22 protein-coding genes and 1 riboswitch are annotated in these 24867 nt (G+C 64.6%); of the genes, 10 read left to right on the top strand and 12 right to left on the bottom strand.

From position 1 onward, the window contains the following. The first annotated feature begins 110 nt into the window (after positions 1-110). The gene (locus PX52LOC_RS07965; RefSeq protein WP_149109592.1) at positions 111-3182 is read left to right on the top strand and encodes a PAS domain S-box protein; all 3072 of its coding nucleotides are present in this window, start codon (positions 111-113) and stop codon (positions 3180-3182) included. Between the two features lie 109 nt (positions 3183-3291). Here PX52LOC_RS07965 and PX52LOC_RS07970 read toward each other — a convergent pair whose 3' ends face one another. Together PX52LOC_RS07970 and PX52LOC_RS07975 are read right to left on the bottom strand one after the other, a co-directional pair. After that, on the bottom strand, positions 3292-5553 hold the full coding sequence (locus tag PX52LOC_RS07970; RefSeq protein ID WP_149109593.1) for an SUMF1/EgtB/PvdO family nonheme iron enzyme: 2262 nt from the start codon (positions 5551-5553) through the stop codon (positions 3292-3294). A gap of 243 nt (positions 5554-5796) precedes the next feature. Next, positions 5797-7623, bottom strand: coding sequence for an RNA polymerase sigma factor (locus PX52LOC_RS07975; protein WP_149109594.1), 1827 nt, complete (start codon positions 7621-7623; stop codon positions 5797-5799). Positions 7624-7996: 373 nt separating this feature from the next. On the opposite strand from PX52LOC_RS07975, the gene PX52LOC_RS07980 reads away from it, so the two are divergent. Beyond that, positions 7997-9358 carry a serine/threonine-protein kinase gene (locus PX52LOC_RS07980; RefSeq protein ID WP_149109595.1) on the top strand — a complete coding sequence of 454 codons (1362 nt, stop codon included), beginning with the start codon at positions 7997-7999 and terminating at the stop codon, positions 9356-9358. A gap of 166 nt (positions 9359-9524) precedes the next feature. On the opposite strand, the gene PX52LOC_RS07985 is transcribed toward PX52LOC_RS07980, so the two are convergent. Continuing rightward, positions 9525-10199 carry a VgrG-related protein gene (locus tag PX52LOC_RS07985; RefSeq protein WP_149109596.1) on the bottom strand — a complete coding sequence of 225 codons (675 nt, stop codon included), beginning with the start codon at positions 10197-10199 and terminating at the stop codon, positions 9525-9527. Between the two features lie 17 nt (positions 10200-10216). Beyond that, a complete protein-coding gene (locus PX52LOC_RS07990) occupies positions 10217-12379 on the bottom strand; it encodes an ABC transporter permease subunit (RefSeq protein WP_168218863.1) in 2163 nt (720 codons plus the stop codon). Positions 12380-12480: 101 nt separating this feature from the next. Here PX52LOC_RS07990 and PX52LOC_RS07995 point away from each other — a divergent pair, with 101 nt between their 5' ends. The 3 genes from PX52LOC_RS07995 (at position 12481) to PX52LOC_RS08005 (ending at position 15751) form a co-directional block, all read left to right on the top strand. Then, entirely contained in the window at positions 12481-13473 is a 993-nt protein-coding gene (locus PX52LOC_RS07995; RefSeq protein ID WP_149109598.1) for a 3-keto-disaccharide hydrolase, read from the top strand. Continuing rightward, on the top strand, positions 13473-14666 hold the full coding sequence (locus tag PX52LOC_RS08000) for a tetratricopeptide repeat protein (RefSeq protein WP_168218864.1): 1194 nt from the start codon (positions 13473-13475) through the stop codon (positions 14664-14666). The genes PX52LOC_RS07995 and PX52LOC_RS08000 overlap by 1 nt, the downstream gene beginning before the upstream one ends. A gap of 226 nt (positions 14667-14892) precedes the next feature. Beyond that, positions 14893-14990, top strand: a riboswitch (cyclic di-GMP riboswitch). Positions 14991-15421: 431 nt separating this feature from the next. Next, positions 15422-15751, top strand: coding sequence for an ArsR/SmtB family transcription factor (locus PX52LOC_RS08005; protein ID WP_261368406.1), 330 nt, complete (start codon positions 15422-15424; stop codon positions 15749-15751). A gap of 53 nt (positions 15752-15804) precedes the next feature. Here PX52LOC_RS08005 and PX52LOC_RS08010 read toward each other — a convergent pair whose 3' ends face one another. From PX52LOC_RS08010 to PX52LOC_RS08025, 4 genes are all read right to left on the bottom strand, one after another. Further along, on the bottom strand, positions 15805-16116 hold the full coding sequence (locus tag PX52LOC_RS08010) for a hypothetical protein (protein WP_149109601.1): 312 nt from the start codon (positions 16114-16116) through the stop codon (positions 15805-15807). Positions 16117-16206: 90 nt separating this feature from the next. Then, positions 16207-17298 carry a DUF1559 domain-containing protein gene (locus PX52LOC_RS08015; RefSeq protein ID WP_149109602.1) on the bottom strand — a complete coding sequence of 364 codons (1092 nt, stop codon included), beginning with the start codon at positions 17296-17298 and terminating at the stop codon, positions 16207-16209. Positions 17299-17436: 138 nt separating this feature from the next. Beyond that, positions 17437-18024, bottom strand: coding sequence for a phage head-tail connector protein (locus PX52LOC_RS08020; protein ID WP_149109603.1), 588 nt, complete (start codon positions 18022-18024; stop codon positions 17437-17439). A 78-nt stretch (positions 18025-18102) separates the two neighbouring features. Next, positions 18103-18348, bottom strand: coding sequence for a hypothetical protein (locus tag PX52LOC_RS08025; RefSeq protein ID WP_149109604.1), 246 nt, complete (start codon positions 18346-18348; stop codon positions 18103-18105). 56 nt (positions 18349-18404) lie between these two features. Here PX52LOC_RS08025 and PX52LOC_RS08030 point away from each other — a divergent pair, with 56 nt between their 5' ends. Continuing rightward, positions 18405-19484 (top strand): tyrosine-type recombinase/integrase, encoded by a 1080-nt coding sequence (locus tag PX52LOC_RS08030; protein ID WP_149109605.1) that lies wholly within the window; start codon positions 18405-18407, stop codon positions 19482-19484. A 7-nt stretch (positions 19485-19491) separates the two neighbouring features. Here the strand turns inward: PX52LOC_RS08030 and PX52LOC_RS43785 are convergent, their stop codons facing one another. The 3 genes from PX52LOC_RS43785 to PX52LOC_RS08045 all read right to left on the bottom strand — a co-directional run bounded on the left by PX52LOC_RS43785 (position 19492) and on the right by PX52LOC_RS08045 (position 20836). Further along, on the bottom strand, positions 19492-19707 hold the full coding sequence (locus tag PX52LOC_RS43785; protein WP_149109606.1) for a helix-turn-helix domain-containing protein: 216 nt from the start codon (positions 19705-19707) through the stop codon (positions 19492-19494). Between the two features lie 28 nt (positions 19708-19735). After that, complete coding sequence (locus PX52LOC_RS08040) at positions 19736-19960, bottom strand: hypothetical protein (protein WP_149109607.1); 225 nt, start codon at positions 19958-19960, stop codon at positions 19736-19738. Positions 19961-20068: 108 nt separating this feature from the next. After that, positions 20069-20836 (bottom strand): tryptophan--tRNA ligase, encoded by a 768-nt coding sequence (locus PX52LOC_RS08045; protein ID WP_149109608.1) that lies wholly within the window; start codon positions 20834-20836, stop codon positions 20069-20071. 154 nt (positions 20837-20990) lie between these two features. On the opposite strand from PX52LOC_RS08045, the gene PX52LOC_RS08050 reads away from it, so the two are divergent. From PX52LOC_RS08050 to PX52LOC_RS08060, 3 genes are all read left to right on the top strand, one after another. After that, a protein-coding gene (locus PX52LOC_RS08050; RefSeq protein ID WP_390637529.1) for an IS3 family transposase occupies positions 20991-22122 on the top strand; the annotation gives its coding sequence in 2 pieces (ribosomal slippage) (positions 20991-21272 and positions 21274-22122; 1131 coding nt in all). A gap of 84 nt (positions 22123-22206) precedes the next feature. Continuing rightward, positions 22207-23055, top strand: a complete 849-nt coding sequence (locus PX52LOC_RS08055) for a hypothetical protein (protein WP_149109609.1) — start codon at positions 22207-22209, stop codon at positions 23053-23055. 15 nt (positions 23056-23070) lie between these two features. After that, the gene (locus tag PX52LOC_RS08060) at positions 23071-23283 is read left to right on the top strand and encodes a hypothetical protein (RefSeq protein ID WP_149109610.1); all 213 of its coding nucleotides are present in this window, start codon (positions 23071-23073) and stop codon (positions 23281-23283) included. A 198-nt stretch (positions 23284-23481) separates the two neighbouring features. Here the strand turns inward: PX52LOC_RS08060 and PX52LOC_RS08065 are convergent, their stop codons facing one another. Then, positions 23482-23964 carry a phage tail protein gene (locus PX52LOC_RS08065; protein ID WP_149109611.1) on the bottom strand — a complete coding sequence of 161 codons (483 nt, stop codon included), beginning with the start codon at positions 23962-23964 and terminating at the stop codon, positions 23482-23484. Positions 23965-24140: 176 nt separating this feature from the next. Between PX52LOC_RS08065 and PX52LOC_RS08070 the strand changes: the two genes are divergently transcribed. After that, a complete protein-coding gene (locus tag PX52LOC_RS08070; RefSeq protein WP_149109612.1) occupies positions 24141-24824 on the top strand; it encodes a hypothetical protein in 684 nt (227 codons plus the stop codon). Positions 24825-24867 lie beyond the last annotated feature (43 nt).

Raw genomic sequence — 24867 nt, forward strand, 5'->3', positions numbered from 1 at the left:
GAATTTCCAGCGTTGCGTGACGACATCCCGCACCGCTGAGGAGTGTCTGTGCAAAGTCCCTGACCCCATCCGGCGATAACCCGCCGAACGGTAGAACGGAAACCCCTCACATGATCGGCCGTTTCGACCGCGGGGTGGTGATCGGGTTCGGGCTGCTCGTCGTGCTTCTCGCGGCCAATTCGTTTATCTCGTACCAGATTCTTCAACAACTCAACGCCGTGGAACGCGACCCGGGGTCGTGGCAGGCGTACCGCGTCGCCGCGACGACGGTCGCGACCGTCGCCGGCCTCGCTTTGCTCACGGCACTGGGCTGGCTGTTCAAACGCCTTCTCGTCACCCGTACCCGTGCGGCGCGACTCGGCGAACAAAAGGAACTCATCGAGGCGACGCTCACCAGCATCGGCGACGCCGTGATCGCCACCGACGCGGCCGGGAACGTGACGTTCCTGAACGCGGTCGCCGAACAACTGACCGGGTGGACCGCGTCCGAGGCGATTGGCCGGCCGCTGACGACCGTCTTCCGCATCGTGAACGAGCACACCCGCGCGGCGGTCCAGAACCCGGCCTTGCGGGCGCTCGAACAAGGTCGGATGGTCGGCCTGGCGAACCACACGATCCTCATCGCGAAGGACGGCCGGGAACACCCGATCGACGACTCGGCCGCCCCGATCCACAGCCGCGAGGGCGTCGTCTCCGGGGCCGTGCTGGTTTTCCGCGACATCCATGAGCGAAAGGAGATCGAGGCCGCGCTGCGGGAATCGGAGCGGCGGAACGCGGCGGTCCTGCGGGCGTCGCTCGACGCCATCATCACGATCGACGCCGCGGGCCGGGTGCTCGCCTTCAACCCCGCGGCCGAGTTGCTGTTCGGCTACGCCGCGGCGGAAGCGGTCGGCCGCGACATGGGCGAGTTGATCGTGCCCGCGGCGATGCGCGACGGCCACCGCCGCGGGATGGCCCACTTCCTCGCGACAGGCGAGGGGCCGGTCTTGAACCAGCGGTTGGAAATGCCGGGCGTTCGGAAGGACGGCACGGCGGTGGTCGTCGAACTGATCATCACCAAGCTGGAAGGGAGCGACCCGCCGGTCTTCACCGGCTTCCTCCGCGATCTGACGGCCAAGAAACGGGCGCTGGCCGAGGCCAAACTCAGCGAGGAACGGTTCCACCAACTGGCCGACGCCATGCCGCAGATCGTCTGGACCGCCCGCGCGGACGGCACCAACGACTACTACAACCGCCAGTGGTACGCCTTCACCGGGCTGGACGCCGACACCATCGACGAGGCGTGGAAGACGGTCCTCCACCCCGACGACTTGGCCCCCTGTGCTGATCGGTGGGCCGAGTCGATCCGGTCCGGCCGCGCGTACGAGCAGGAAGTCCGGCTGTGGGACCGTGCGAGCAAGAGTTACCTCTGGCACCTCGTTCGCACCGTGCCGGTGCGGGACGACGCCGGGCAGGTCGTGCGGTGGTACGGGACCAGTACCAACATCAACGCGCAGAAGCGGTCGGTGGAAAGCGCCCGGTTCCTGGCCGAGGCGAGCTCGGCCCTCGCGCAACTGGTGGACTACGAGAGTACCCTCCAGACGGTCGCGAACCTCGCGGTCCCCCACTTCGCCGACTGGTCGGTGGTCGACGTGGCCACGGACGCCGGGGCGCTGCGACGGCTAGCGGTCGCGCACCGGGACCCGGCGAAAATCCGCCTCGCGGAAGAGATGACTGAGCGGTACCCGCCCGACCCCGGCGCTCCCAACGGCCGCGATCAGGTTTTTCGGTCCGGGCAATCGGTCTTGGTGGAAGAGATCACTGACGAAGCCCTGGCGAAAGCCGCCAAGAACGAGGACCACTTTGGATTGCTGCTCGCGCTGGGGCTGCGGTCGTACATCTGCGTGCCGCTAGTGGCGGCGGGCCGACCGCTCGGCGTTGTCACGTTCGCGACGGCGGAATCGGGTCGCGGGTACACCCACGCCGACTTGCGGGTGGCCGAAGACCTCACCAACCGGGCGGCCATTGCGATCGAGAACGCGCGGCTCTACCGGGAACTCCGCGACGCCGACCGCCGGAAGGACGAGTTCCTCGCCACCCTCGCGCACGAACTCCGAAACCCGCTCGCCCCGATCCGCACCGGGCTGGAAGTCATCCGCCTCTCGGAAGGCCGGCCGGACGCCGTCGAAAAAGCCCACGCGATGATGGACCGGCAACTCGGGCAAATGGTCCGCCTCGTGGACGACCTGCTTGACGTGAGCCGGATCACTCGGAACAAGCTCGAACTTCGCAAGCAGCCCTGTGACTTGGCCACCGTCCTCCAGAGCGCCGTCGAGACGAGCCGGCCGCTGATCGAATCGCAGGGCCACGAGTTGACCGTCGCGCTTCCGCCGCACCCGATCCACCTCGACGCCGACGCCACGCGGTTGGCCCAGGTGTTTTCCAACCTACTCAACAACGCGGCCAAGTACACCGAACACGGCGGGCGGATCGCGGTGGCCGCCGAACGGCACGGCGGGGTCGTCGAAATCACGGTGCGGGACAACGGCCTCGGCATCCCCGGCGAGATGCTCGCCCGCGTCTTCGACATGTTCACGCAAGTCGATCGCACCCGGGACCACGCCCAGGGCGGTCTGGGCATCGGCCTGACGCTGGTGAAGCGGCTGGTGGAAATGCACGGCGGCGGCATCGAGGCGCACAGCGCCGGGCCGGGCCGCGGCAGCGAGTTCCGGGTCCGCCTCCCGGTGGCGCTCGTGGCCCTCGGCGAAGGCCCGCACGGGCAGAACAGCACCCTGCGCGAAGTCGCCTCGGACCGCCGGCGAATCCTGGTCGTGGACGACAACCGCGATTCCGCCGAGAGCCTTACCCAGCTGTTCGAACTGCTCGGCCACGACGTCCGCCAAGCGTTCGACGGTCCGGCGGCCGTGGCGATGGTCGAGCGCGAGCGGCCGGAGTTACTCCTGCTCGACATCGGCCTGCCGAAAATGAACGGTTACGAGGTCTGCCGCCGGGTCCGCGAACTGCCCGGCGGCGACCGGATTGTGATCGTCGCGCAAACGGGATGGGGGCAGGACGACGACCGCCGCCAGTCGGAAGCCGCCGGCTTTGATTCCCACCTCGTGAAGCCGATCGACCCGGCCGCCATCCTGACGCTGTTGAAGAACCTCAGATCGAACGGGGTGTCCGACGCGCCGACTCGATGACCAAAGTTGACCGGGCGAAGGACTACGAACTCCAGCCGCGACCGCACCCTGGTCCCACCCGGAGACTTGCTTCGACTACCGCCGCCCCGCCCGTGTCCGCTCTCGCCGATCAACTCACGACCAGTACCACGCGGAAGCCGATGGTGTTGCACGGGTGGTTCGGGGCCATTGCCTTGCGGGCGGCACTGCGACAGTCGGTCGCGGGGTCGGCCCAACTGCCGCCGCGGACAACCTTCTTCTCCCCCCGCGGCGGGCCGTGCGGGTCGGTCCCCGTGCTGTCGAAGTAGTAGTACTCGTTGTACCAGTCGCCGCACCACTCGCTGACGTTGCCGTGCATGTCGTGCAGACCCCACGGGTTCGGCGGCGTGCGGCCGACGGCGTTCGGGCGGCCGTGTCCGCCGGTCTTGAAGTGCGCGTCCTCGGGGATGAGCGTGGTCCCGCGCCAGAACGGCGTCGTCGTGCCGGCCCGGCAGGCGTACTCCCACTCCGCCTCCGTCGGCAGGCGGTACGCCCGCTCGGCGAGCGTCTCGTCCGCGAGCTGGCTGAGCTTCTGGCAGAACTTCTCCGCCTCGTGCCACGACACCGACTCGACCGGCAGGTCGCCGCCGCCGCCCTTTTCCTTGTGGAAGAACGACGGGTTCTTTCCCTTCAACTTCTCGTACTGGCCCTGCGTGACCGGGAAGAGGGATAGATAGAAGCCGTGGCTGATGCGGACGGGGTGCAGCGGCGTCTCGTGGGCCTTGCGCCCGGCCTCTTCGTCGGCGGCCCCCATCTGGAACGTGCCCGGCGGGATGTACATGAAGGCCATGCCGAGGGAGTTCTTGACCAGCTTCACGTGGCCGTCGGCCGTCTTCTCGGCTATCGCGTTCACCTTCGACCCGCCGTTAATGCCGGAGAGGCCCGGCCGCGTGCCGAACTTGCTGCCGCCCACCCCGGCACTGCCGAGCAAGGCGGTGGCCGCCGCCGCCGCCGCGTCGGTGTCAATGGCCTTCCCGGGGAGCACGACCGGCTTGGGGCCTCCCCCGCCTTGGCGGTTCAACACCCCGCTCCGCGACCCGTCTGGGTCGATGGCCGACGGCAACTGGGCAATGGTCTGGGCCTCGATCTTCAGCAGGTCGGCGAGCGCCTTCGCGTCGCCCGGCCGGCGGTCCGCCCGGGTGGACACGCACGCGGTCAACAGTTTCGCCTGGTTCGCCGTCAGGCCGTGCCGGGTGAACTCGTCGGCCCAGTCGCTCCCGACCGGCGACGCGACGTGCGGGTCGCGCTTCAGTAGTTGGTACCAGATGACGCCCAGCGCGTGAACGTCGTCCCGCGGGTCGGGCGGCTCGTTCTGCCGCTGTTGCGGCGATGCGTACAGCGGCGTGTACGCCCCGCGGTAGGCCAGGCGGAGCTGTTCGCACTTCGGCGTCTCGCAGTGCTTGGCCAACTCCAGGGACCGCTCGGCCTCGATCTGGCCCCAGCCGAAGTCGGTGACCCACAGCGAGAACTTGCCGCCGTCGCCGGGGTGGACGAGGACGTTCGACGGCTTCAGGTCGCGGTGGACGATCCCCCGGGTGTGCGCGCGGCCGACGATCTCGGCCAGCCGGCGGATGATCTTCATCGCCGCCTCGGGCTTCGGGCTGTCGTACTTCCACCGCCACTCGGCCATGAGGCCGGTCAGGTCGTACCCGTAGACGAAGGCCGTCTCCAGGCACGGCAGTTCGGCGTCGAGGTAAACGGACCGGAGCGGCACGATGCCGTTGATCTCGTTGAGGGCGAACACGTTGACGAAGAGTTCCTCGCTCGCCGCCATCCGCTTGGCCGTCTGCGGGTCGATGGCGAACTTGAGGGCGGCCGGGGAGGCGGCCCCTTCCGAATCGTCGATGCCCAGCCAGACTTCGCTGCACTCGCCCAGCCCGCGGAGTTCGGCCAGCCGCCAGTTGTCCAGTTTCGGCGGCGTCGCCCCCGCCCGGTAGTGCGCCCGCCGCGGCGGCAGGTACGACAGGAGTTGCTCGCCCTTGTAGAACGCGAGCGTCTCGCCGCCAGTTCGCCCCTCGGGATCGGACGGCCGGCGGAACATCTGGCGGATGGTCGTGGGGAAGTGCGTCAGGTAGTCGACGAGGGCGTCGCGGAAGGGGAGGTTCTGCACGCGGCCCAATCGCTCGACCGACTTGTCGAGGTGGGCCTGGTACAGGTCGTCCCCGGCGGCCGCGAGTTCCTCCAGGGCGTGCTGGATGTCTTCGCTCGGGCCGTGCTTGCGCATGTAGTCGAGTGTGACCTTCGAAACGTCGGTCATCACGTCGCCGTAGGGAATTTCGCCGGCGAGGGCGCGTCGGCCCCGTTCACAAAATGCCTGACCGACGGCATCGAGAAGAGTGTCAAGGAGAGCCATGCTAACGGCTCCTTGCGAGTGGGAGGAACCGGTGGGGAGAAGATTCGATTAGATTCTAACCCTACGTCCGCGGGGAATACAAGCAATTGTCGATGAACGTGCGATGAGAAGTGCCGGCCCGGTGTCGGGAAATCGTCAAGGCTGGCGGCGGGATGATCCGGGAACGGGTCTTGGCCCCCGGAGGGGTACACCCTACCCCTCTGCCCCTCCGGGACAGAGGGGTAGGGTGTGACGGCCTTCCGGCTACTTCTTCTCGGCCGGGCGGGTCATGCTTTCTGGCACGGTGGTGATCGGGCCACCGCCGCCGCCGAGGCCGAAGTTCGGCATCTCGATCGGTTTCAGGTTCGTCGGCTTCTCGTACAGTCTCACGCCGTCGGTCACCGTCCCCGGCGGGATCGGCACCTGGGCCTCGCCGTAGAGTTCTCGGTAGGTTTCCTTCAGTAACCGGGTCGCGTTCTCCTTCGTCGTCAGGTAGTAGACGTTGTCCACGACGGCCGGGGCGAGGTCGCACATGTCGCCGGCGATCTTCAGGGCCGTCATCAGCCGCGTGTCGTTGACGGTCAGCGTGACCGGCTGTTGCAACTTATCCTTCGCGCGGGCGTCGACGACGATGTTCGCCCCGGTCTGCTCGCGGAGTTGGTTGACGAAATCCGCGAGCGGTAGGTTGTCGGCCGCGATGCCCACGACCGGGCCGTGCAGGATGGCTGCGAGATCGCTTTCCGAAACCAGCTGTGCCGCCTCCTGGCCTACGGCGGTCTTTCCCGGGGTCGTGGCGGCCACCGACCCGCGGCCGAGAATGATCTGGTTCCCCTTCACGCGGATGCCGGTTTTGACCGCGATGCCGCCTTCCGTGGACCCTGGCAGGAGCTGGTCGAGCACTTCTTCCAGGATGTCGCGCACCGTGAGGCCCTTCACCACGGGAATGGCGATCTTCTTCTCGTAAGGTTGCTCGACGCTGTTCAGTCGGAAGAAGGCGAGATCGAGGCGGATCGTCGTGCCCGTGTCCGCGCTGAGTTGTTCGAGGATGGAGGCCACCGTCTGGTCCTTGAGGGCGTCCTGGAACCCGGCCGACTTGTCGAGCGTCAGCGTGGTCTTTGAGGTCTGTCCGCCGGTGGCGGCGAAGACGATCTTCTCGGGCGTCGCCTTCACCGCCGGGGTCGGCTTCGCCGGGTCGGCGAGCGACTTCGCGGTGGGCTTCTCTTGGGCCGTCGCGTAGTAAATCCCGGTCCCCGTTCCGCCCAACAGGCCGAGCGTGAGGCCGAAGGCGGCGAGCAGTTTCAGTTTGGTCACGGTCATGGTCGAAACTCCTTGCGCTAAAGACGTGACCGCGGGCGAGAGTGCCCCGGCCGTGGCGTCGGTGATCGTGGAAAGGACGCCGCGGGCGGTGGCCGCGATCAGTTCGCGGAGGGCCGGCGCGGCCGCCGAGAGCGGTGCGTCCAGAAGGCGTTCGAGGGTGACGGCCGTGGAGACGGCAATGCCGCGGCGGACGAGCTTCACTTGTAGTCGCTTGCGGGCCACGCTGAGCCGCGAATCGACCGTGCCGACGGGGATGTTCAAAGAGGCCGCGGCCTCCGCACTCGTCTTGCCTTCGATCAGGCACAGTACGAGGACCGTGCGGTCCCGCTCGGACAGCTTCGCCACCTCGGCGTCGATAATGGCGGCTTGCTCCTGCCGCACCGGGCGGGCGTCGGGCGGGTCGTTCATCGGCAGCCCTTCAGTCGGCAACGGTGCGAAGGCCCGTGCGGCCGCCCGACTGCTCGCCTTGAGCGCCGTCAGGAACGCCACGCGGTACAACCAGCCCGGGAGTGCCTCGCGGTTGGCGATCTTCCCGGCGTCCCGCGCCAGCACCACGAAGGTGGCCTGAAAGGCATCGTCGGCGTCCGCCCCGCCGCCGAGCCGCCGCCGGCAAACCGCGTACACCATCGGCCCGTGCCGGTGGACGAGCGCCTCGAAGGCGAGTTCGTCCCGCCCCGCCACGAAGCGGCCCAACAGGGCCGCGTCCGCCTCGGCGTTCAGCGGCGCGAGTCCTCGGGTGAAGCCCAGCCATCGGCCGCGAGTCGACAATCTCATCGCATCTTCCCCACACCCTCGCTGTACGTGATAGTTCCGTGAGAGTTGGCGCTCCTTCGGAAAAACTTCGCCGAATCTGCGTTTTCACGAGTTAGAGACTCTAGAGGGGACGAAATCTCCGACGCCGTTCCGCGAACCCTTAGCAGGCCCGCGCGAACCCCGGTGGCTCGTCGGTTGTCAAACTCTCATCAAAAATTCTCGTATCAAAACCGCCCCGAGCGGGTACTTATGGAGGGACGACGAACTACCCCGCCTGCCCCGCCCCGTTTCGCGTTCAAAATGTGCCTACCAACGTATCGAAACTGTAACGCCGTTTGAGATAATCCCCCGCCTTTGTCGTCCTATGTGTAGTTGACCCCACCCTGAGGCCGTCATGGAACGCCAGCTAACCACCGAGAGTTCGCCCGAACTTCTTGCCGCGGCTGTCGTTTCGACCGACGACGGCCCGGGAAGTTGGGTCAATGCGCTCACCCTGCCGCACATCGAAACGGTTGTTAACTCGCCTCTTCCGTCGATTCCCGGCTTCGAGCTTTTGCAGGAACTCGGCCGTGGCGGCATGGGCGTGGTCTACAAAGCTCGCGACGCGATGACCGGCCAAATCGTAGCAGTGAAGGTGCTGATCGCGGGATCGCACGCTGGAGCGTTGGAACGAGAACGCTTCCGTCGCGAGATGACCTCGGCGGCCGTGTTGCGGCACCCGAACGTGGTGCAACTCCTGAACGCGGGCGAGCACCAAGGTTTGCCGTATCTCGTGCTGGAGCATGTGGATGGCGGCACCCTCGCGGATCGGTTGAACGGCACGCCGTGGTCGCCGACCGCGGCGGTCAAACTGACGGCCCACCTTGCGAATGCCGTGCAGTTCGCCCACGCCGCGGGCATCATCCACCGCGACCTGAAGCCCGCGAACATCCTCTTCGCCGCCGACGTGCCGAAGTTGGCCGACTTCGGCCTGTCGAAAGCGCTGGGTGTTTCGGATTCCGCCCGGCCGATCACGGAAACGGGAGCGGTCCTCGGCACGCCGAGTTACATCTCGCCGGAGCAAGCCACCGGCGACAAGGAAGTCGGCCCGACGACGGACGTGTATTCGCTCGGCGCGATCCTGTACGAACTACTCACCGGCCGCCCGCCGTTCGACGGCAAGACGACGCTGGACATCGTCCTGAAGGTGCTGAACGATTCGCCGATCGCGCCGACACGGTTCTGCCCGGAACTGCCCGCCGACTTGGAAGCGATCGTCCTGAAGTGCCTGCACAAGAACCCGGCGAAGCGGTATGGCACGGCCAACGAGCTGCTCGCCGACCTGCAACGATTCCTGGTGGGCGAGACCGTGGTGGCCCGCCCGCCGTCGGTGACGCGACGGCTGTTCACGTGGTTCTCACGGCGCCCACGGTTGACGACCGTCACCGCGGCAGCGGCCGTCATGCTGTTGCTGATGCTCGGCCTCGCGACCTACGCGGTCGGCAGCATTCGCGAAGCGACCCGCCTGGCAGAAGTGGCCGCCGCAGACGCCGCCGTGAGCCGACAGGAAGCGGAACAAGCGAAGGCCGAAGTCCAAACCGTCCGACTCGTCGCGGAGCAAGACCGTCGGCACGCGACGGAGATTCGCGCGAAGTACGAACAACTTCGCACGTTCCTCGAATCGTTCCGGCCGGGCAAGATGGCGGGCCTTCTCGAACCGAAGCCCGCACCGAGCTGCATCGTAGCGGAACCGGCGGTGTCGGGGCGGCAGTTGTAACAGAGACTAGATTTTCTCCCTCTCCCCCAGCTTTGAGGGGGAGAGGGTCGGGGTGAGGGGGAAACCATCCTCACAAGATAAGCTGTCTCAACACTCGTGAAGGCTCGCCCCTCACCCTAACCCTCTCCCCCTCAAAGCCGGGGGAGAGGGGACCAGAGTTCGCGGTCTACTTCTTCAACATCTCCAACGCATCCACCTGCTCGCGCTCGAATCGCTTCGTCAGGGCCGGAATCCACTTGTCGCTCACGCCCTTGAAGCGGACGAGTTTGCCGTCGGCGGTCTTGCGGCCGCGCTCGGCGTAGATCGCCTTGATGAGATCCTCGTCCGACACGTCGGCCGCCGATTTGCCGCCGGCCGTCAGTGGTTTCGCTGCGGTCACAATTACGTCCGTGCCGGGGCCGTGATGGACGGCCGTAGACCAGACCACGTCGCGGAACGCGGCCGAGCGTTTCGTCACGTCGAGTTTCAGTTCTTTCTCCAGTTTCTTCACCTGCGGGTCGTAGTGCGTTTCTTGAATGAACTGGTGTTCGTTCTTCTTCAAACCGTCGGCGTCGGCCTTCGCGAGTTCCTTCCACTTCGCGGTGAACTCGTCGCTCCCGCCCTTCAAGCCCTTGAACTGGTCGGGGTAATACTTCTTCACGAACTGGTCCGCCCGGCCGACCTTCGAGGCGAGTTGGTACGTGCCGTAGGACACGCCGCCGGGGTCGCCGACGCCGGTGGAAACCGTGCCCGGGCCGTGGCCGCCGGACTCGTACTTCTCCGAGAGCTTGCCGAGCGGTGGTTCGGCCGCGAACGCGGGCAGCGTCACGAGGCCGAGGGCCAGGGCGAGACAACGGATCATCGGCTACACCTCAATAGTCACTCGTAGCGGTTCTGCTTGGTCCCCGGTTCTTCCTGCGGGGCCGGCGGTTGGAGCACCCAACTGCCGGGGAGTTCCTGCGATTCGCGGTTCGTCAACTTGCGGAACTTCACGCGGCACGCCGTCGCCAGGACGCTCGTGAAGACCATCCAGAACAGGATCGCGGCAATGGGGGCCAGCCAGCCGATGCCGCCAGGCTCGCGGTCGTCGAACCACCCCATCTCGTGTCGGTCGGTCCGGAGCATCGGCATCCAGCCAGCCAGGAACGGCGGCACAATGGCGAGCAGAATCTGCCCGAACGGGACGAAGTCGCGGTCGTTGGCGTGCGTCAGTGACAGCGGCAGGACGCAGCACAGCACGATCGGCAGCCAGTACCCGCCCATGCAGAACAGTGCCGCAAAGAACGCCCGCACGGTGGCGACCATCGTGTTGCGGGCCGTCATCGAGAAGTAGAGGCCGATCCAACTGAAGGCGGCCGTGTAGAGCAACACCAGCGGGGCCGTCACAGCGATCAAGAGCGGGTTGACTGACCCCAGCGCCAGGCCGCACGACCAGATGACGAGCAACAAGAAGTAAATCCGCCGCACGCCGAGGACGCAGCCCCACCACTTGCCCATCAGAATTTCGTCGGCCGAGAGCGGCGTGCTGAGCAGGCTGATCCACGAGTCCTTGTCTTTCTCGCCGCTGACCGCCCCGGCCCCGCGGACCGCGGCCGCGAGCAGGAGTAACGCGGTGACGATGCCGGTCACGCCGCGGACCCAGGCGTTCACCGCCTCGGTGAAGTGATACCACGAGGACCGCCCGCCGTAGCTAAAGCCGTCGTCGAAAAAGTGGTTCCACGCGATGATGCCGAGGGGGGACAGGAGGAGGGCGACGATCAGGCCGGAGATGATCTGCACGGCCCGCCCGCGCCGCCCGCCGGCGTCCACGAAGACTTCCTTCCAGAAAACCGGGTTCTCGCCGATCTTCGGGTGCGTCCGCGTGACCTCGTTCACGACCACCTTCTCGGTCCCGTCGGCCGTCACCACCTTGCGCTTGCGACTGCGCGTGCCGCCGGGCGAGCCGTAAGCCTGTTGAAGTGCCACCGTCCGCAACCGCACGATCGCGTGGCCGAGAAGCAGGGTCGAAGCAATCGCCCAGAAGAGGACGTAGTTCGTGAGTTGATCGGGGGCCGTCACGGTGAGGCCGCCCCGGCCGCGATTCGCACCTTCCATGAGGATGAGTTGCCAGATGATGTTGCCGTCGGCGAGCCGCCAGAGAATGTCGTGAATGCCAAAGCTCACGATGCCGAAATCGACTGGCGTGTTCCACCACCCCTTCCACGGCGCGAGGTTCGAGTACGCGGCGGCGAACAGCGAGGCGAACAGGTACGCGCCGTAGGTCAGGTACGTCAGCATGATCGCGTCGCGGGCCTTCTTCAGCATCGTCGAATACCAGATGCTCAGGGCCGACAGGCCGATGACCGTGACGACCGTGGCGACGATGGCCATGAGCAATTGTTCCGGATCCACGCCGCCGAAGAGTTGGATGAACGCGAGGATCGGCAGGCCGAGCAGGACGAACATCAGCAGGTTCACGACCCGCGAGGCGAGTTTGCCGAAGACGATCTCGCGGTTCCTCAGGTCCGTGGCGAGCAGGAACTCCAGCGTCTTGCGCTCTTTCTCCAGGCAGATCGTACCGGCCACGTAGACCGGCGTGAGCAGCACCGCGACCAAGAACTGAATGGTGACGAACGTCTCGAAGAACTCTGCCCCGAACCGGGACAACTCGTTCGTACCGACGACGGGGTTCGCGACGCGGAAGTAGTTCACCTTGCTGTCGAGCCAGCCGAAGTACATCATCAGGAGCGTGCTACCAACTACGCCGGCGTAAAGCAGTCGCAAGATGAACGTGAGCCGTTGCCGGCCGACACGGACGATGTCGTAGAAGAACACCGGGCCGAACAGGTTCCGCACCGCGTCGCGGGCGGCCACGCCGATCAACAGCACCCACACCGTGTAGGCGAGAATCGCTTCGCCCACCGTCAGTCGCGGCGTGTAGCGACTGATCGCCACGCCCATCGCCAGCCATGCCCCGACGCCGGCGACGGCCAGCCACTCTTGCCGCGACCCGGACCAGCCGAAGGTGCGACCGAGGAAGCCGATCTGGGGCGGAGCGTTCATGCGGTGTCTCGCGTCAGGTCGGACCAGTGTAATCGTTCGGAGGAAAAGACGCCACCGGCCGCATAAGATGTCACGGATTCCCCCTCCCGAGGAACCCGTCCATGCCGCTTCACCAACTCCTTCGCTCCACCGCGGCCGGCCTTTGCCTGCTGCTCGCCAGTACCTTCGCAACGGCCGCCGACGCGAAAAAGCCGGCCCTGCTAACGGAGAAGGAGATTGCCGACGGCTGGGTGCTGCTGTTCGACGGAGAAACCACGTTCGGTTGGACGGGGAAGGCGACCGTGGCGGGCGGTGCGTTGGCCGTGGCGAATGGTGAGGCGACGCGATTCTCCGTGACCCTGCCAGCGGGCGAGTTGGCATGGGCTCCGGGCGAAGTGCCGCTTACCCTCCGGCATCTCAGCGGAGTAGTAGAAAAGGTCAAGCAACCGATCGGGGCAGTCACCCAGGCGTCCGCGTGCGTGCTGGAAGTCGATGCACAAGATGGGTTCAAGCCACTCACGAGTTTGAAGTTCCGTCCTACGAAGGCTGAGAACCTCCTCAACGGCAAGGACTTGACCGGCTGGAAGGTCTTCAAGGACGAGAAGCGAGCGAAGTCCACGTTCGCCGTCACGTCGGCCGGCGAGCTGTCGGTGAAGAACGGCCCCGGCGACTTGCAAAGCGAGAAGCAGTTCGACGACTTCCTCCTGCAACTGGAGTGCAAGACGAACGGTACGGCCCTCAACAGCGGCGTCTTCTTCCGGTGCATCGCCGACCAGTACCAGAACGGCTACGAGTTGCAGGTGCAGAACGCCTTCAAGGACGGCGACCGCACGAAGCCGGCCGACTTTGGCACCGGGGCGATCTACCGCCGCATCCCGGCCCGCAAGGTGGTATCGAACGACAACGAGTGGTTCTCGATGACGCTGCTCGCCGTCGGGCCGAACTTCGCGACGTGGGTCAACGGTTACCCGGTCGTCAGTTGGAAGGACGAGCGACCGGCCAACGACAACCCGCGGCAAGGACTGAAGACCGCCAAGGGTCACCTGTCGATCCAGGGCCACGACCCGACCACGGACCTGCTGTTCCGCAACCTGCGCATTGTCGAGGTGAAGTAGTGTCCGACGCGCAAGCCCTCTTCGAACGCGGCTTCACCGCCCTGGAAGCGGACGACTTCGTCGAAGCCGTCGAGTCGCTCACGCGGGCCATCGCGCTCGACCCTCGCGTGGCCGCCGGCTACCGTTACCGGGCGAAAGCGTACCTTGCGCTCGGCGACCGGCCGAAGGCGATTGCCGACCTCGACGCCGCGCTGCGGTTGAAGCCGCACGAACCACAGGTATTGGCCGAACGTGCGGCCGAGTTGCTGAAACAACGGCGGTACGCCGACGCCATCGCCGACTGCGATACCGCCCTGCGGTTGGACCCCGGCCGCGTGGACCTGTTCGCCGTTCGCGGCCACTGCCACGCCCGGCTCGGCGAATCGGCGGCCGCCTTCGCGGACTACGAAGCCGGCATCCGTGCCGACCCCGAACGGGCCGCGGAGTATTTGGTTCAACGGGCACTCCTGCACCTCGATTGCGGCAACCCCCAGGCCACCCTCGACGACGCCGACACGGCCCTGCGACTCGACGAAGACGACGGCTCGGCCTACGAGGTTCGGGCACGGGCGTACTTCACCCTGCGGCAGTACGCGAGCGCCGCCGCCGACTTTGCCGTCGCGGCGGCGCGTGACCCGCTCGCCACGTCGCCGCGGATCGGGCGGTTGTACGCCCTCGAACAGATGCAGGATTGGCCGGCCGTGATCGCGGCCGCCGACGAGTTGCTGGCACGGTCGCCGACGATGGAGCAAGTGCTGGAACGCCGCGGCCGGGCGTACCTCGCGATGGGGCGGCCGGCCGACGCGATTGCGGACTTCGACGCGATCGTTCAAAAGCGGCCCCGCCGGATGATGGGCTACTTCCTCCGCGGCACCGCCCTCGAAGCGGCGGGCGACGAGGCGGCGGCCGTGCGCGATTTCTTGCAAGCCCTCGAATGCGAACCTGCGGATGCCGGCACGCTCAACCAACTGGCCTGGGTGTGGGCTACGTCGCAGAAGGCGGACGTGCGAAACCCGGTTCAGGCGAAGGAACTGGCTACCCGCGCCTGCGAACTGACCGACTGGCTGCAGGCCGGCTTCCTCGACACGCTCGCCGTCGCGTGTGCCGCACTCGGCGACACCCCGGCGGCCGCCGCGTGGATGGAGAAGGCCATCGAACTCGATGACCGGGAAGAGTACCGGGAGCGGTTGAAGCAGTTCCGGCCCCCGGCGTAGCGGCCGGCCGGCTGTATCCGATCGTAAACGGCGGCGTTGCAAAAGGTTATCATCCCGGCGGCCGATTCCGGACATTCGTCAAAAATTCCGTGCCTTTCGCAAAATTCCCCTTCCTCGCGACCGGCTCTGTTCTAGTCTTGTGGAAACCAATGCTCGGACCGGTTTATGCGGTCCGGGTTTGGGTCGGTTCCGCGGCCGTGCTTGCGGCACGAAACGCTGTTCTCAAACCGCGAAATGGCAAACCCGTCGAAAGGCGGGGGCGCAAAGCTATGGGCCTTCGGTTGGTGCCCCCCACCAATAACCGATGGTCGCCAAGCTACCGAACGGATGGGTAGGCGAAGTGCCCGTCCATCCCGGATGACGTGGGAACCCGCTTAACGGCGTGCGCCCCATGCCACCTGCCGTGTCGCAAGGTCTTTGTTCACAATTGTGAACGAAGACCGCCCGGAACCGACCCCGGTTTTTCATTTCTCGCTTGCTTGGTCGATTATCAATTTGTTTGGCCAATTTCTGCAACTTTCATCCGTTATAACTCGACTAATCTGGTATCGGCCGGAGTAGGGAGAATGCGATTTCCCTGGGCCAGCTTTTCACGCCGATTCCAAGATGTTATAAAATGATCTCCCCGCGCCCGTCAGAGCGGAAAAACTCGCCCCTCTCTGAGCTTACCCCCCGCCCGACCGTGCCCAGCGGCCTTCAAACTACCCGTACGGTCCGACATGATTGATTACCAGGAAGCCCGTCGCATTGCGGTCATGCTCGCAGCGGTGGGAGAAACGACGCGAATGCTCATCCTACACCGGCTCGCGGAGAGTCCGCGAAACGTCGGCGAGCTTGCGGAGCTCATCGGCATCCCGATGGTGAACATGTCGCACCACCTCGGTGTGATGCGGCAGGCGGGCCTGCTGGAAGACCAGAAGGACGGCCGGAAGGTCGTCTACCGGTTCCGGCCAGAGATTTACACCCCCGGCGGCGACGCCCCCGACGTGGTCGGCACGTTGCAACTGGGCTGCTACCGCCTGAGCATCGTTAAGAGCGAAGACTCGGGCAAGGCGAAGGGAAAGGCCGGCAAGAAGGGCGAATAGAAATGTGGTCCGTCGCTCGCCCTCCCGAACCGGAAGGCGAGCGACTCGAAGCCTTACAGGTTGAGCTTCTTCATCAAATCTTTGGCCTTGGCGGCCGGGCTACCTTTCGTCTTTTGGATGTCTTCCAAACCCGCCTTGAGAATGTCTGCCTTCGCCGCGTCGACCTTTCGAACCTCGTTGACCATGTAATCGTAACTGGTCACTTCACTGCCGAGCGGTTGGCCGTTCGCGTATCGCTCCAGTGTCGATTTCACTTGAACCATCGGGTCGACTTTAACGGAAATGCTCTCTTCTTTCGGCCCGCCGCAACCGACCGCGCCGGCCAGCGTCACGAGAACGGCCAGCAATTGACACGTGCGAAACATGGGAACTCCGGGAGGGATAAAGCAAGAACGAACAAATCGAGGCCCGCCCGCGGGTGCGGACGGGCCGTCGAGAGGAAAGTGACGAGCAGTTTATTCCAGCGAGACGACGCCGCCGTCCCGTGCGTGGCCAAGCCGCTGCCAGGTGACCAGATCGACGGTGCTGCGGACGAACCGCACCGACCCGTCGCCGAGGAGGGCGTTGACGCCGCCGGTGTGCAGGCTGCGGGCCGGGACGACGCCCCAGCTCCAGTCGTGCGCGCCGCCGGGGCAGCAGTTGCCACCTGCTGTCGGCCAACTCCAGTTCGGCGGGGCGGCCGTCGTCAGGCCGGACTGGCCGATCGAGTACCACAGCGGCATGGTGCCGTTGTTCGACTTCACCCCTTGCGGGCTGTTCTTGGCGGCCGAGCCGATCGCGTCGAGTTCAGCCTGGGTGGCGAATTCCTTATTGGCGACCGACGTGATCGGTCCGTCGCCGGCGTAGAAGACGTCGAACGGGTACTTGCCCGGCCCCGCTTGCGGGGCGTTCGACCCCGAGAGCAACTCCGAGGCGAGCAGGGTGTTCGAGAGGCCGTCGGTCACGGAGGCCATGTTCCGCTCGATCCGCTGGGAGATCATGCCGTTCGCGGCATCATTCCACATCCCTTGCACGCTGCTACCGAAGCTCCACCCGTAGTTCGAGCCGGGGCCGTCCCACCCGCCCGGGTTCGTGCCCCGTTGCGGTGCCAACGTCGACGACGGGCAAATGAACGTGTTGATCGGGGTGTTCATCAGGTTGTACGCGGTGCTCCAGTTGGCCGCGTTACCACTCCACGTCACGCCCGCCGGCGGCGTATCGCCGCTATTTCGCCCTTGCGGCGGTGCAGTCGCCGGAATCACGAACTGCTGGAACAACGGCCCTTGTTCGATGTACGGCAGAATCCAGTAGCTGGCCGACACCCCTTCCCACACGTTGACGCCGATTTGCTGCTGGTTGGCCGGGAATTTCCCGCGCACGTCGTGGTAGGAGTGCATGGCAATCCCTTGCTGCTTCAGATTGTTCGTGCACTTGGCACGGGCCGCGGCCTCGCGGACCTTCTGGACAGCTGGGAGCAGGAGACCGATGAGGATGGCGATGATGGCGATCACCACCAACAACTCGATCAGGGTGAAGCCGCGTCGGCTTCGGGAGAGAGAGAGAAGCATAAAAAGTCACCTGAGATGAAAAAGAGTGGGCGGGTGTCCACTGTAACATAAACGCAGACAAGGCATCAAGCACAATATGAAAAACCTCTGAGCGTCGCCAAGGTTCCGCGAAATGTGGCAACTTTTTCTTTCAAACGGTCACATCGGCGGCACACGGTACAGCTCGAGCAACTGCAGCACCGTCGCCGGCACGCGGAAGCCATTCGCCCCGCTGGCGTAGGTGGTCTCCATGCCGCCTTCTTCTTGCGAAATGAGGTTCAACTGACCCAAGTGCGCGGCCGTCTTCGCCTGTCGGTACCAAATGCCCACCAACTCGGCGTAAGCCCGGCTGACCGGCAGCGGGACGGCGTCCGTCGCCGTCTCGTAAACGACCTGCACCGCGACCGGGCCGTCGCCCGAACCGCCGAAGGCTCCGCCCCGTGCGGTGAGGACGCCGCGATCGGCCAACAGGGCGTAAGCGTCTGCCCCCAAGAGCGTCTCGGCCCCGAACGCCCCACTCGGATCGACCTTCACGCCCGTGACAGTCGATATCGGGAAGTTCGCGAGGAACAGCACCCGGCCGCCAGCGGGGTGATACTCCGTGAACGCGCCGCCGGTGAACGACCGGCCGCAGTGGCTCACGATGAACGCATCGGCCGCCCCCATCAGGCGGTCGAGGAAGTCGTCGTCGTCGTCGGTGGTGATGCCCAGCATCATCTTGACGTTGCTTCGCGTGTCGATCGGCATGAGAAGTCCTCCGTTCAGGGGCCAGGGATCAGGGGTCAGGCGTCAGTTTTTCTGATTCCTGTCCCCTGACTCCTGACATCACGCCACCAATAACTGGTCGCAGAGAATGAAGCTCGCTTGGTTCCGCGGGCCGGCGTCGATGTGCTGGATGCCGCGGAGGTAGGTCATGTCGTTCTGCAACGCTGTGTCGCCGTGGCCCGACGCGAGGAACTCCATCACGCCGAGGCGGGCAATGATCCAGTCCGGGTAGTGTCCTTCCCAATCCGGATGGTGGTTTACGCCTTGTTTTTGCAGGAATTCCAGCGTCGCCAGAGAATGATGCACGGAATTCGTGCATAGAATTCCGCATCGCTCCGGGGATTCCGTGCACGAGGTTAAACATGGCCCGCAAGCCCTCGATCTGGTTCCGCGAACAAACCGGCTGGTACATGACCACGTACCGCGGCGAGCAGATCAAGCTCTCCACGGACAAGAAGGAGGCGGAAAAGGCGTTCCACACGCTGCTGGCCAGCGAGGAACCGCAGGAAGAGACGGGCGGGTTGAGGCCGTCCTTCCACAAATTGGCCGACCTGTTCCTTCAGGAGGCCGCCCGGACGAAGGAGCCGGAGACGGTGAAGGTGCAGACCGTCTACCTCCAAAGCTTCTGCGACTTCATCGGCAAGCGGAAGGCGACGGACATCAAGGTCCACCACGTTACCGAGTGGCTGATCTCCCACAACAAGCCGGGCAAAGCCCGAGGCCCCCGGAAGCGGAAGGCGAAGCCGGAAGGCTCCCCCGAACCCGTGCGGTTCCAATCGTGGGGCGAGAGCACGCGGACGACGGCCAGGTCGATCCTGCGGGCGTGCCTGAACTGGGCGTTCACCGAGGGGTACATCGCCAGCAACCCACTGGCGAAACTGAAGCGGGGAAGCTACGCCCGCCGGGAACGCATCCTCACTGCCGACGAACGCAAGAAAGTGCGGGAGTGGTTGCCCGAGGGCGTCCGCGAGTTCATCATCGCACTGGAGAAGACGGGTGCCCGGCCGTTCTCGGAACTCGCGAAGGTGACGGCGGAGATGATCGACTGGCCTTCGGGAACGATCACGTTCTTGAAGCACAAAACCGCCAAGAAGGGGAAGAAGCGGGTCGTCTACCTGACCGAGGAGTTGCAGGCGGTCCTACGCAAGCTGGCCGAGAGTCACCCGACCGGGCCGATCTTCCGAACCAGAACCGGCATCGCGTGGGGGAAAGGGACGGTGTCGAAGTGGATGCGGAAGGTGGAGAAGGCGCTCGGCATCCCGCGACTGAACCCCTACGCATGGCGTCACACGTACATCACCGACAGTCTGGCCAAGGGGATGAGCGCTGACATCGTGGCCGAGTTGGTGGGGAACTCCCCCGCAACTATCAGCAAATACTACTCGCACCTGGACCAGAAGGGCGACACCCTGCGGGAGGCAGCAAAGCGGGCGGCGGGTTGACTGCCGGTCAATGGATGAACTGGAGAGGGCCGTCGTTACTCGCGGCCTCTCCCTCGCGTTCGCACCCCGCCTGATACTCCCGCAACGCTTCTTCGCTGATGCGGATTGTGCCGCGGCTGCCGGGGCGCCCGTGTCGAGTGTGCCGGAGCGAACCGAGACGGCACAACTCGTAAACCAAACTCGGCGATACGCCGATGCGGGAGGCGGCTTCTCTCACGGTCATGTTGCACCTCAGTTGGCGACAGCTTCCGTCATGTCCCAGTGTTCAGCTTTCGTTTTGCCGCGATGGAGGCGGCCATGAGGGCGTGGCAGAGGTCGGAATGCACGATCTCTTCGACCGAGATTGGGGTCGAAATGCTGATCTGCCACTCGCCTGGGATGTACCCGTAGTAAGCGAACTCTAGCCCTGCTTCTTGCGTGTCACACCAGATGCGCACTGCTTCGATGACATCGCTCAAATCGGTGAAGCGAAGCACTCGCAAATCGCGTCCAGTTCCGGATCGGACAAACTCGGTGTTGGGGCTGTAGGTCCTCCCAACCGAGTACTTCGCGGCAGAAGTCGAGGGCAGACTGCTGGAGCGAGGTCATGCGGCCAACTCCACGATCAGCAGGTCTACCAGTTCAGCCTTGAATGTTGGCCACCGCTCGTGAACTCGGGTGCCACCCACGGCGCGATAAATCGTTCTGAGGTTGTTCGCTTCGGGTGTGTCGTCGGCCATGCTCATCGAGGTCTTAGCAGCCCGCACTTTCTGACGAATCACGTCAGGCGGGTCCGACACGTTAATGCGTGACATCTCGTCGGGGTCGGACTTGCTCATCTTGCGCGTAGCGTCTGTCAACGACATGATCCTTGGGCTGTCGCCGATGACTGCTTCCGGCTTCTCGAACGATGTCGAACCCCGCGCCCGGAGAACGTCCCAAAGGTCTCGGGCGAATTCGATGTGTTGCATCTGATCGCTACCAACTGGGATGTGGGTGCCGCCGAAATAGAAGATGTCAGCGGCCATGAGGACCGGGTACGCGAACAGGGACAGCGTGGCCATTTCCGACGCGGACTTATCCTTGAACTGCGTCATCCGGCCGAGCAGTACCGTGGGCGTGAGGAACGATAGCTGATGGTAAAGCTCAAGAATGTCGGCCTTATGGTCAGACTCGACGACCACGTTCTGCACGCCGCACCGAGAAAGCGATTCTGCTGTCTCCTGAACGGCTCCCCCCAGCCCATGAAGGTCAGCCACGAAGAACACGCCCTCCAGCGACCGCCAACGACGCACGGCACCGAGGTAATTCCCGAGGTGAATCTCGCCGGTCGGGCGGATACCGGAGACGTAGCGTGGAGTGACGTTGTTCACCGCTTCCTCCCGCGCTCAGCCTCAAGCTCCGCTACCCTCTGCTTGATGTCTTCGTCGGTCATCTCGAATCGCTCACCAGTCAAACGGCCGATTATAGTGGACCCCGAAACTGAGACCGCCAGGTAAGCTACTCTGGCGGCCCTCGGAGGTGGTCCTGATGACGGCGAAGCGGAAGACCCACACGGCGGCGTTCAAAGCCCAGGTCGCTCTGGCCGCGGTGAAGGGCGACAAGACGGTCAACGAGTTGGCCGCCCACTTCGGCGTCCACCCGACCCTCATCCACGGGTGGAAGAAGCAACTCCTGGCCGGGGCCGAGGCCGTGTTCGCCGCCGGAGCGAAGGCGGTCGCCCCCGGCGACGACCAGACACCCGCGCTGTACGAGCAGATCGGCCGGCTCAAGGTCGAGCTCGACTGGGTGAAAAAAAAAGCTGCGACGTTCGGTTGACGACCTGCGGCCGCTGATCGACCCCGGGCACGCCGACCTGAGCGTCCGTCGGCAGTGCCAACTGGTCGGGCTCGGCCGGGCCACGTACTACCGGGGGCCGGCCGAGGAGTCGGCCGACAACCTGGCCCTCATGCGGCGGATCGACGAGCAGTACACGGCCTGCCCGTTCTACGGCAGCCGGCGGATCGCCCGGTGGCTGGCCCGCAACGGCCACCCGGCGAACCGCAAGCGGGTCCAGCGGTTGCTCCGGGTCATGGGCCTGGAAGCCATCCACCCGAAGCCGAAGCTGTCGGCCGGGCGGGGCCACCCGGTGTACCCGTACCTCCTCCGCGGCGTGCCGATCGACCGCGTCGGGCAGGTGTGGAGTGCCGACATTACATACCTGCCGCTGCCCGGCGGGTTCATGTACTTGGCCGCCACCATCGACTGGTACAGCCGGTACGTGGTGGCCTGGCGGTTGTCGAACACGCTCGACGGGGCGTTCTGCCGGGACATGCTGGACGAGGCGTTGGCGGCCGGCACCCCGGAGGTGTTCAACACCGATCAAGGGGTGCAGTTCACGGCCGGGGCGTGGGTCGAGCGGGTGGAGGCGGCCGGGGCGCGGGTGAGCATGGACGGCCGGGGGCGGTGCCTGGACAACGTGTTCGTCGAGCGGCTGTGGCGGACGGTGAAGTACGAGGACGTGTTCCTGCGGGGATACGAGACGGTGACCGAGTTGGAGCGGGGGTTGAAGGCGTACTTCACCTTCTACAACGAGGCCCGCTTGCACCAGTCACTGGGGTACAAGACCCCGGCCGAGGTGTACCGGGCCGGACGGTCAAAAGAGCCGGCGAAGGAGTAGCTTAAATTCGTCGGTTTTTGGTCTCGCAAATGGGGTCCACTATACCCCCTGGGCTCAGCGGTAAAGATCGCAACAGCCTTGGGAATGGACGAAACCACTGAGAGCTTGAAAAAGAATTACAACCAGGACAACTTCACGAAGCCTGGTGGCCGCAAGAAGATCACGCCGCAAGAAAGCAACACGTTCGCTGCACTGATCGAGAAGCTCGACAGGCTGTGCGCCAGTAGCTATTCACGCAGATCGGAAGAGGCCGACCGGAAAATCGAAGAGGCCACTCTCGACCTGATCGCCGCGATGGGTGATTCGCACTACTGGGTCACCACCACCCAAACGATGCGCCCGAGCATGCTGGGGCCTGATGGCAAGGCCGCATTCCCAATGAGGTTCTACGCGGCGATGGATCGTGGTATGGAGATGGGGATAGTCATCCCCTCAGCGGCACGTGTGGATCACCTCAAAACAACTTATGGCTTGAGTGACATCGCTCCCCACACCGCATTCGTTGAGACGTTCGGAAGATTCAGGAAAGGGTATCTTCGGCATCTAACGCAGAAGGGGGAGGTTTCACCGGAGCAGTTTGCAGACAGGCACCTTCAGCTATTCGAGTCGGATGATTTCATCGTCACGCCATGCGATACTACAGTTACACTTCTCGGTGAGGCGCGGGCGGCGGGCAACACGCACCAGAGAGTCCTGATGCAAATTCCGCCGGACAGTGGTAAGGGGCTTCTGCTGGCCGCAAAGAACCAGCAGCACGAAGATACCCTCGAATCGTTCGTGAAAAAGGTGCTCAGTAACGCTTCCGAGAAAATACCGAAGAGGCACTCTCCAGCGGCTACAACAGAGGAAGAAGCGAAAGCTCAGAATGCCATCTCTGACCGCCGCGAATTCATCCGCGTCCTCTCCCGCAAAAGGAGAGGAAACATCGACTGACGAAGAGGGACACACATGCCACGCGACACATCCGAAGAAGACCTGGCCCGCGAAATCTCTGAAGACCGCCGCCTCGTGGGTCTGGGGATCAATCCGAATTTAGATCCAATGGAGATTATGTTGGCCTTGGAGCAGAGGATGCGAGACCTGAAGGGGCTGGAAGAATCAGAAGCTGAAGCAAGTCGGAAATACCGAGAGGCTCTTGCCGCTTCCAAGAAAGGCGGTTGACCACAACCTTGAACTCTGCCAAAGTCTCCACGTTGCGGGGCAATGCGACGACCACGGTTCCGGGAGACTTCGGTTACAAGTCGGTGGTTAATCAGCCCGGCCCGCAGCACTTCTTCCGGGGAGCCAATAGAGCGACGCTGGCAGGATTGCATGCTTCCCCTGCCTGCCTGATTGGTGCAAGTCCAGCCCCCGGAGCCATCACTGCGGTGCTGGTGGAAGGGGAGGCACCAGTGCATCATCCAATTCCCACCCTTCATGCTGAATTACCAGTCGCTCGACAACGACCTCGCTTGATTCAGCGTTCAAGAACCGGAACGCCACGAATTTCGAGGGCCAGCAGTTGAAGAGCTTGAATCGCACCGCCGGTTGTCCGGCTGCCGTCAGCAGAGTGATCGCCATCATTTTTCGGAAGGCGGACCCCTGTCCGGTCCTGCCGCTCACCTGATCGGCCCATTTCTGGAAGGTTTTGTCGTCCGTCCTTGGGCGTTCGAGGACCACCGGCGCGAAACTGGTAAGACCGGGGGTTGCACGCTCGGTCTGGGGCGCGTCTCCTTCGCGGACGATGTCCACAGCGGTCATGCGTTTCAGACCGCTCACGCGGGAGACATGGAAACCGGACAAGCCATCGACTTCTACCAGGAATCGGGCAACTTTGTACGGCTCTTGCGGCGCTGCTGGCATGGAAGAGTCCTCGTTACGGTGGAAGCGGCACGCAATGGGATACTACGGACTTCGGCGAGTTCTGGATGTACGCCGTTCGTTGACAGTGGATGCGAAACGCGCTACCTCTCCTCGGGCCTGGCCGTGCCCTCTCGGGTCGCGGTTAGGCGTTCAACCCGAGAGAAAGGACGCCCATCATGGCCCGTACACGCAAGAAGGAAGTCGCTACCCAATCCCCCGCCGATACTAGTTTCAACCCGTCCGAGTTCGACTCGGCGCCGCCAACGGCCGCTGCAATCGTGCAGCAAGTTGCCGACAGCACCCGATTGCCGGATGCTGATCGTCAGGCTTCCCACGAGAACGGTCACAGTCACGTCGAGTCGGAAGCACGCCGTCACGGTCAGCACGCGACTGGTCACATCGCCAACCCGAGCAGCAAGCGCCGCGAGAGCCACGCCGCAGGAGTTCGCAAGCTCCCCGGCACGCTCATGGTCAAAGCGGGCGACCTCGCTGTTCGGCTCATCGACGCTGGTGACAACCGCATGGGTATCGGCATCAAGGTCGACCTCCCGGAAGGCCGCACGCTGAGCGACGAGGAAAAGCAGATCATCCGCCGCCATGTAAAGGGCGAGGACGGGGAGCAGACTGGCTTCTCGTGGGATAACGACAACAAGATGTGGCTGAAGCAGATTGTCCGTCAGGGTGAAGACCCCGGCAGTGTTCCTTCCACCCGTCCCGTCGCCATCCGTTTGGACGCTGAGAGCCGTGTCGAGAAGCTGGCCGATGCGCTCCGTCAGCACCAGGCCGATCCAGTCAGCTACGCGGAATCTGTCCGCCAGCGTCGTGAGCAGGCCGCAGAGAGTGGTCGTATCCCGGATTAACCGCCCACTGATCGACAAGAAAGCCCTGCCCGTGTGGCGGGGC

The organism is Limnoglobus roseus (assembly GCF_008254045.1).
GTDB classification, from domain to species: domain Bacteria; phylum Planctomycetota; class Planctomycetia; order Gemmatales; family Gemmataceae; genus Limnoglobus; species Limnoglobus roseus.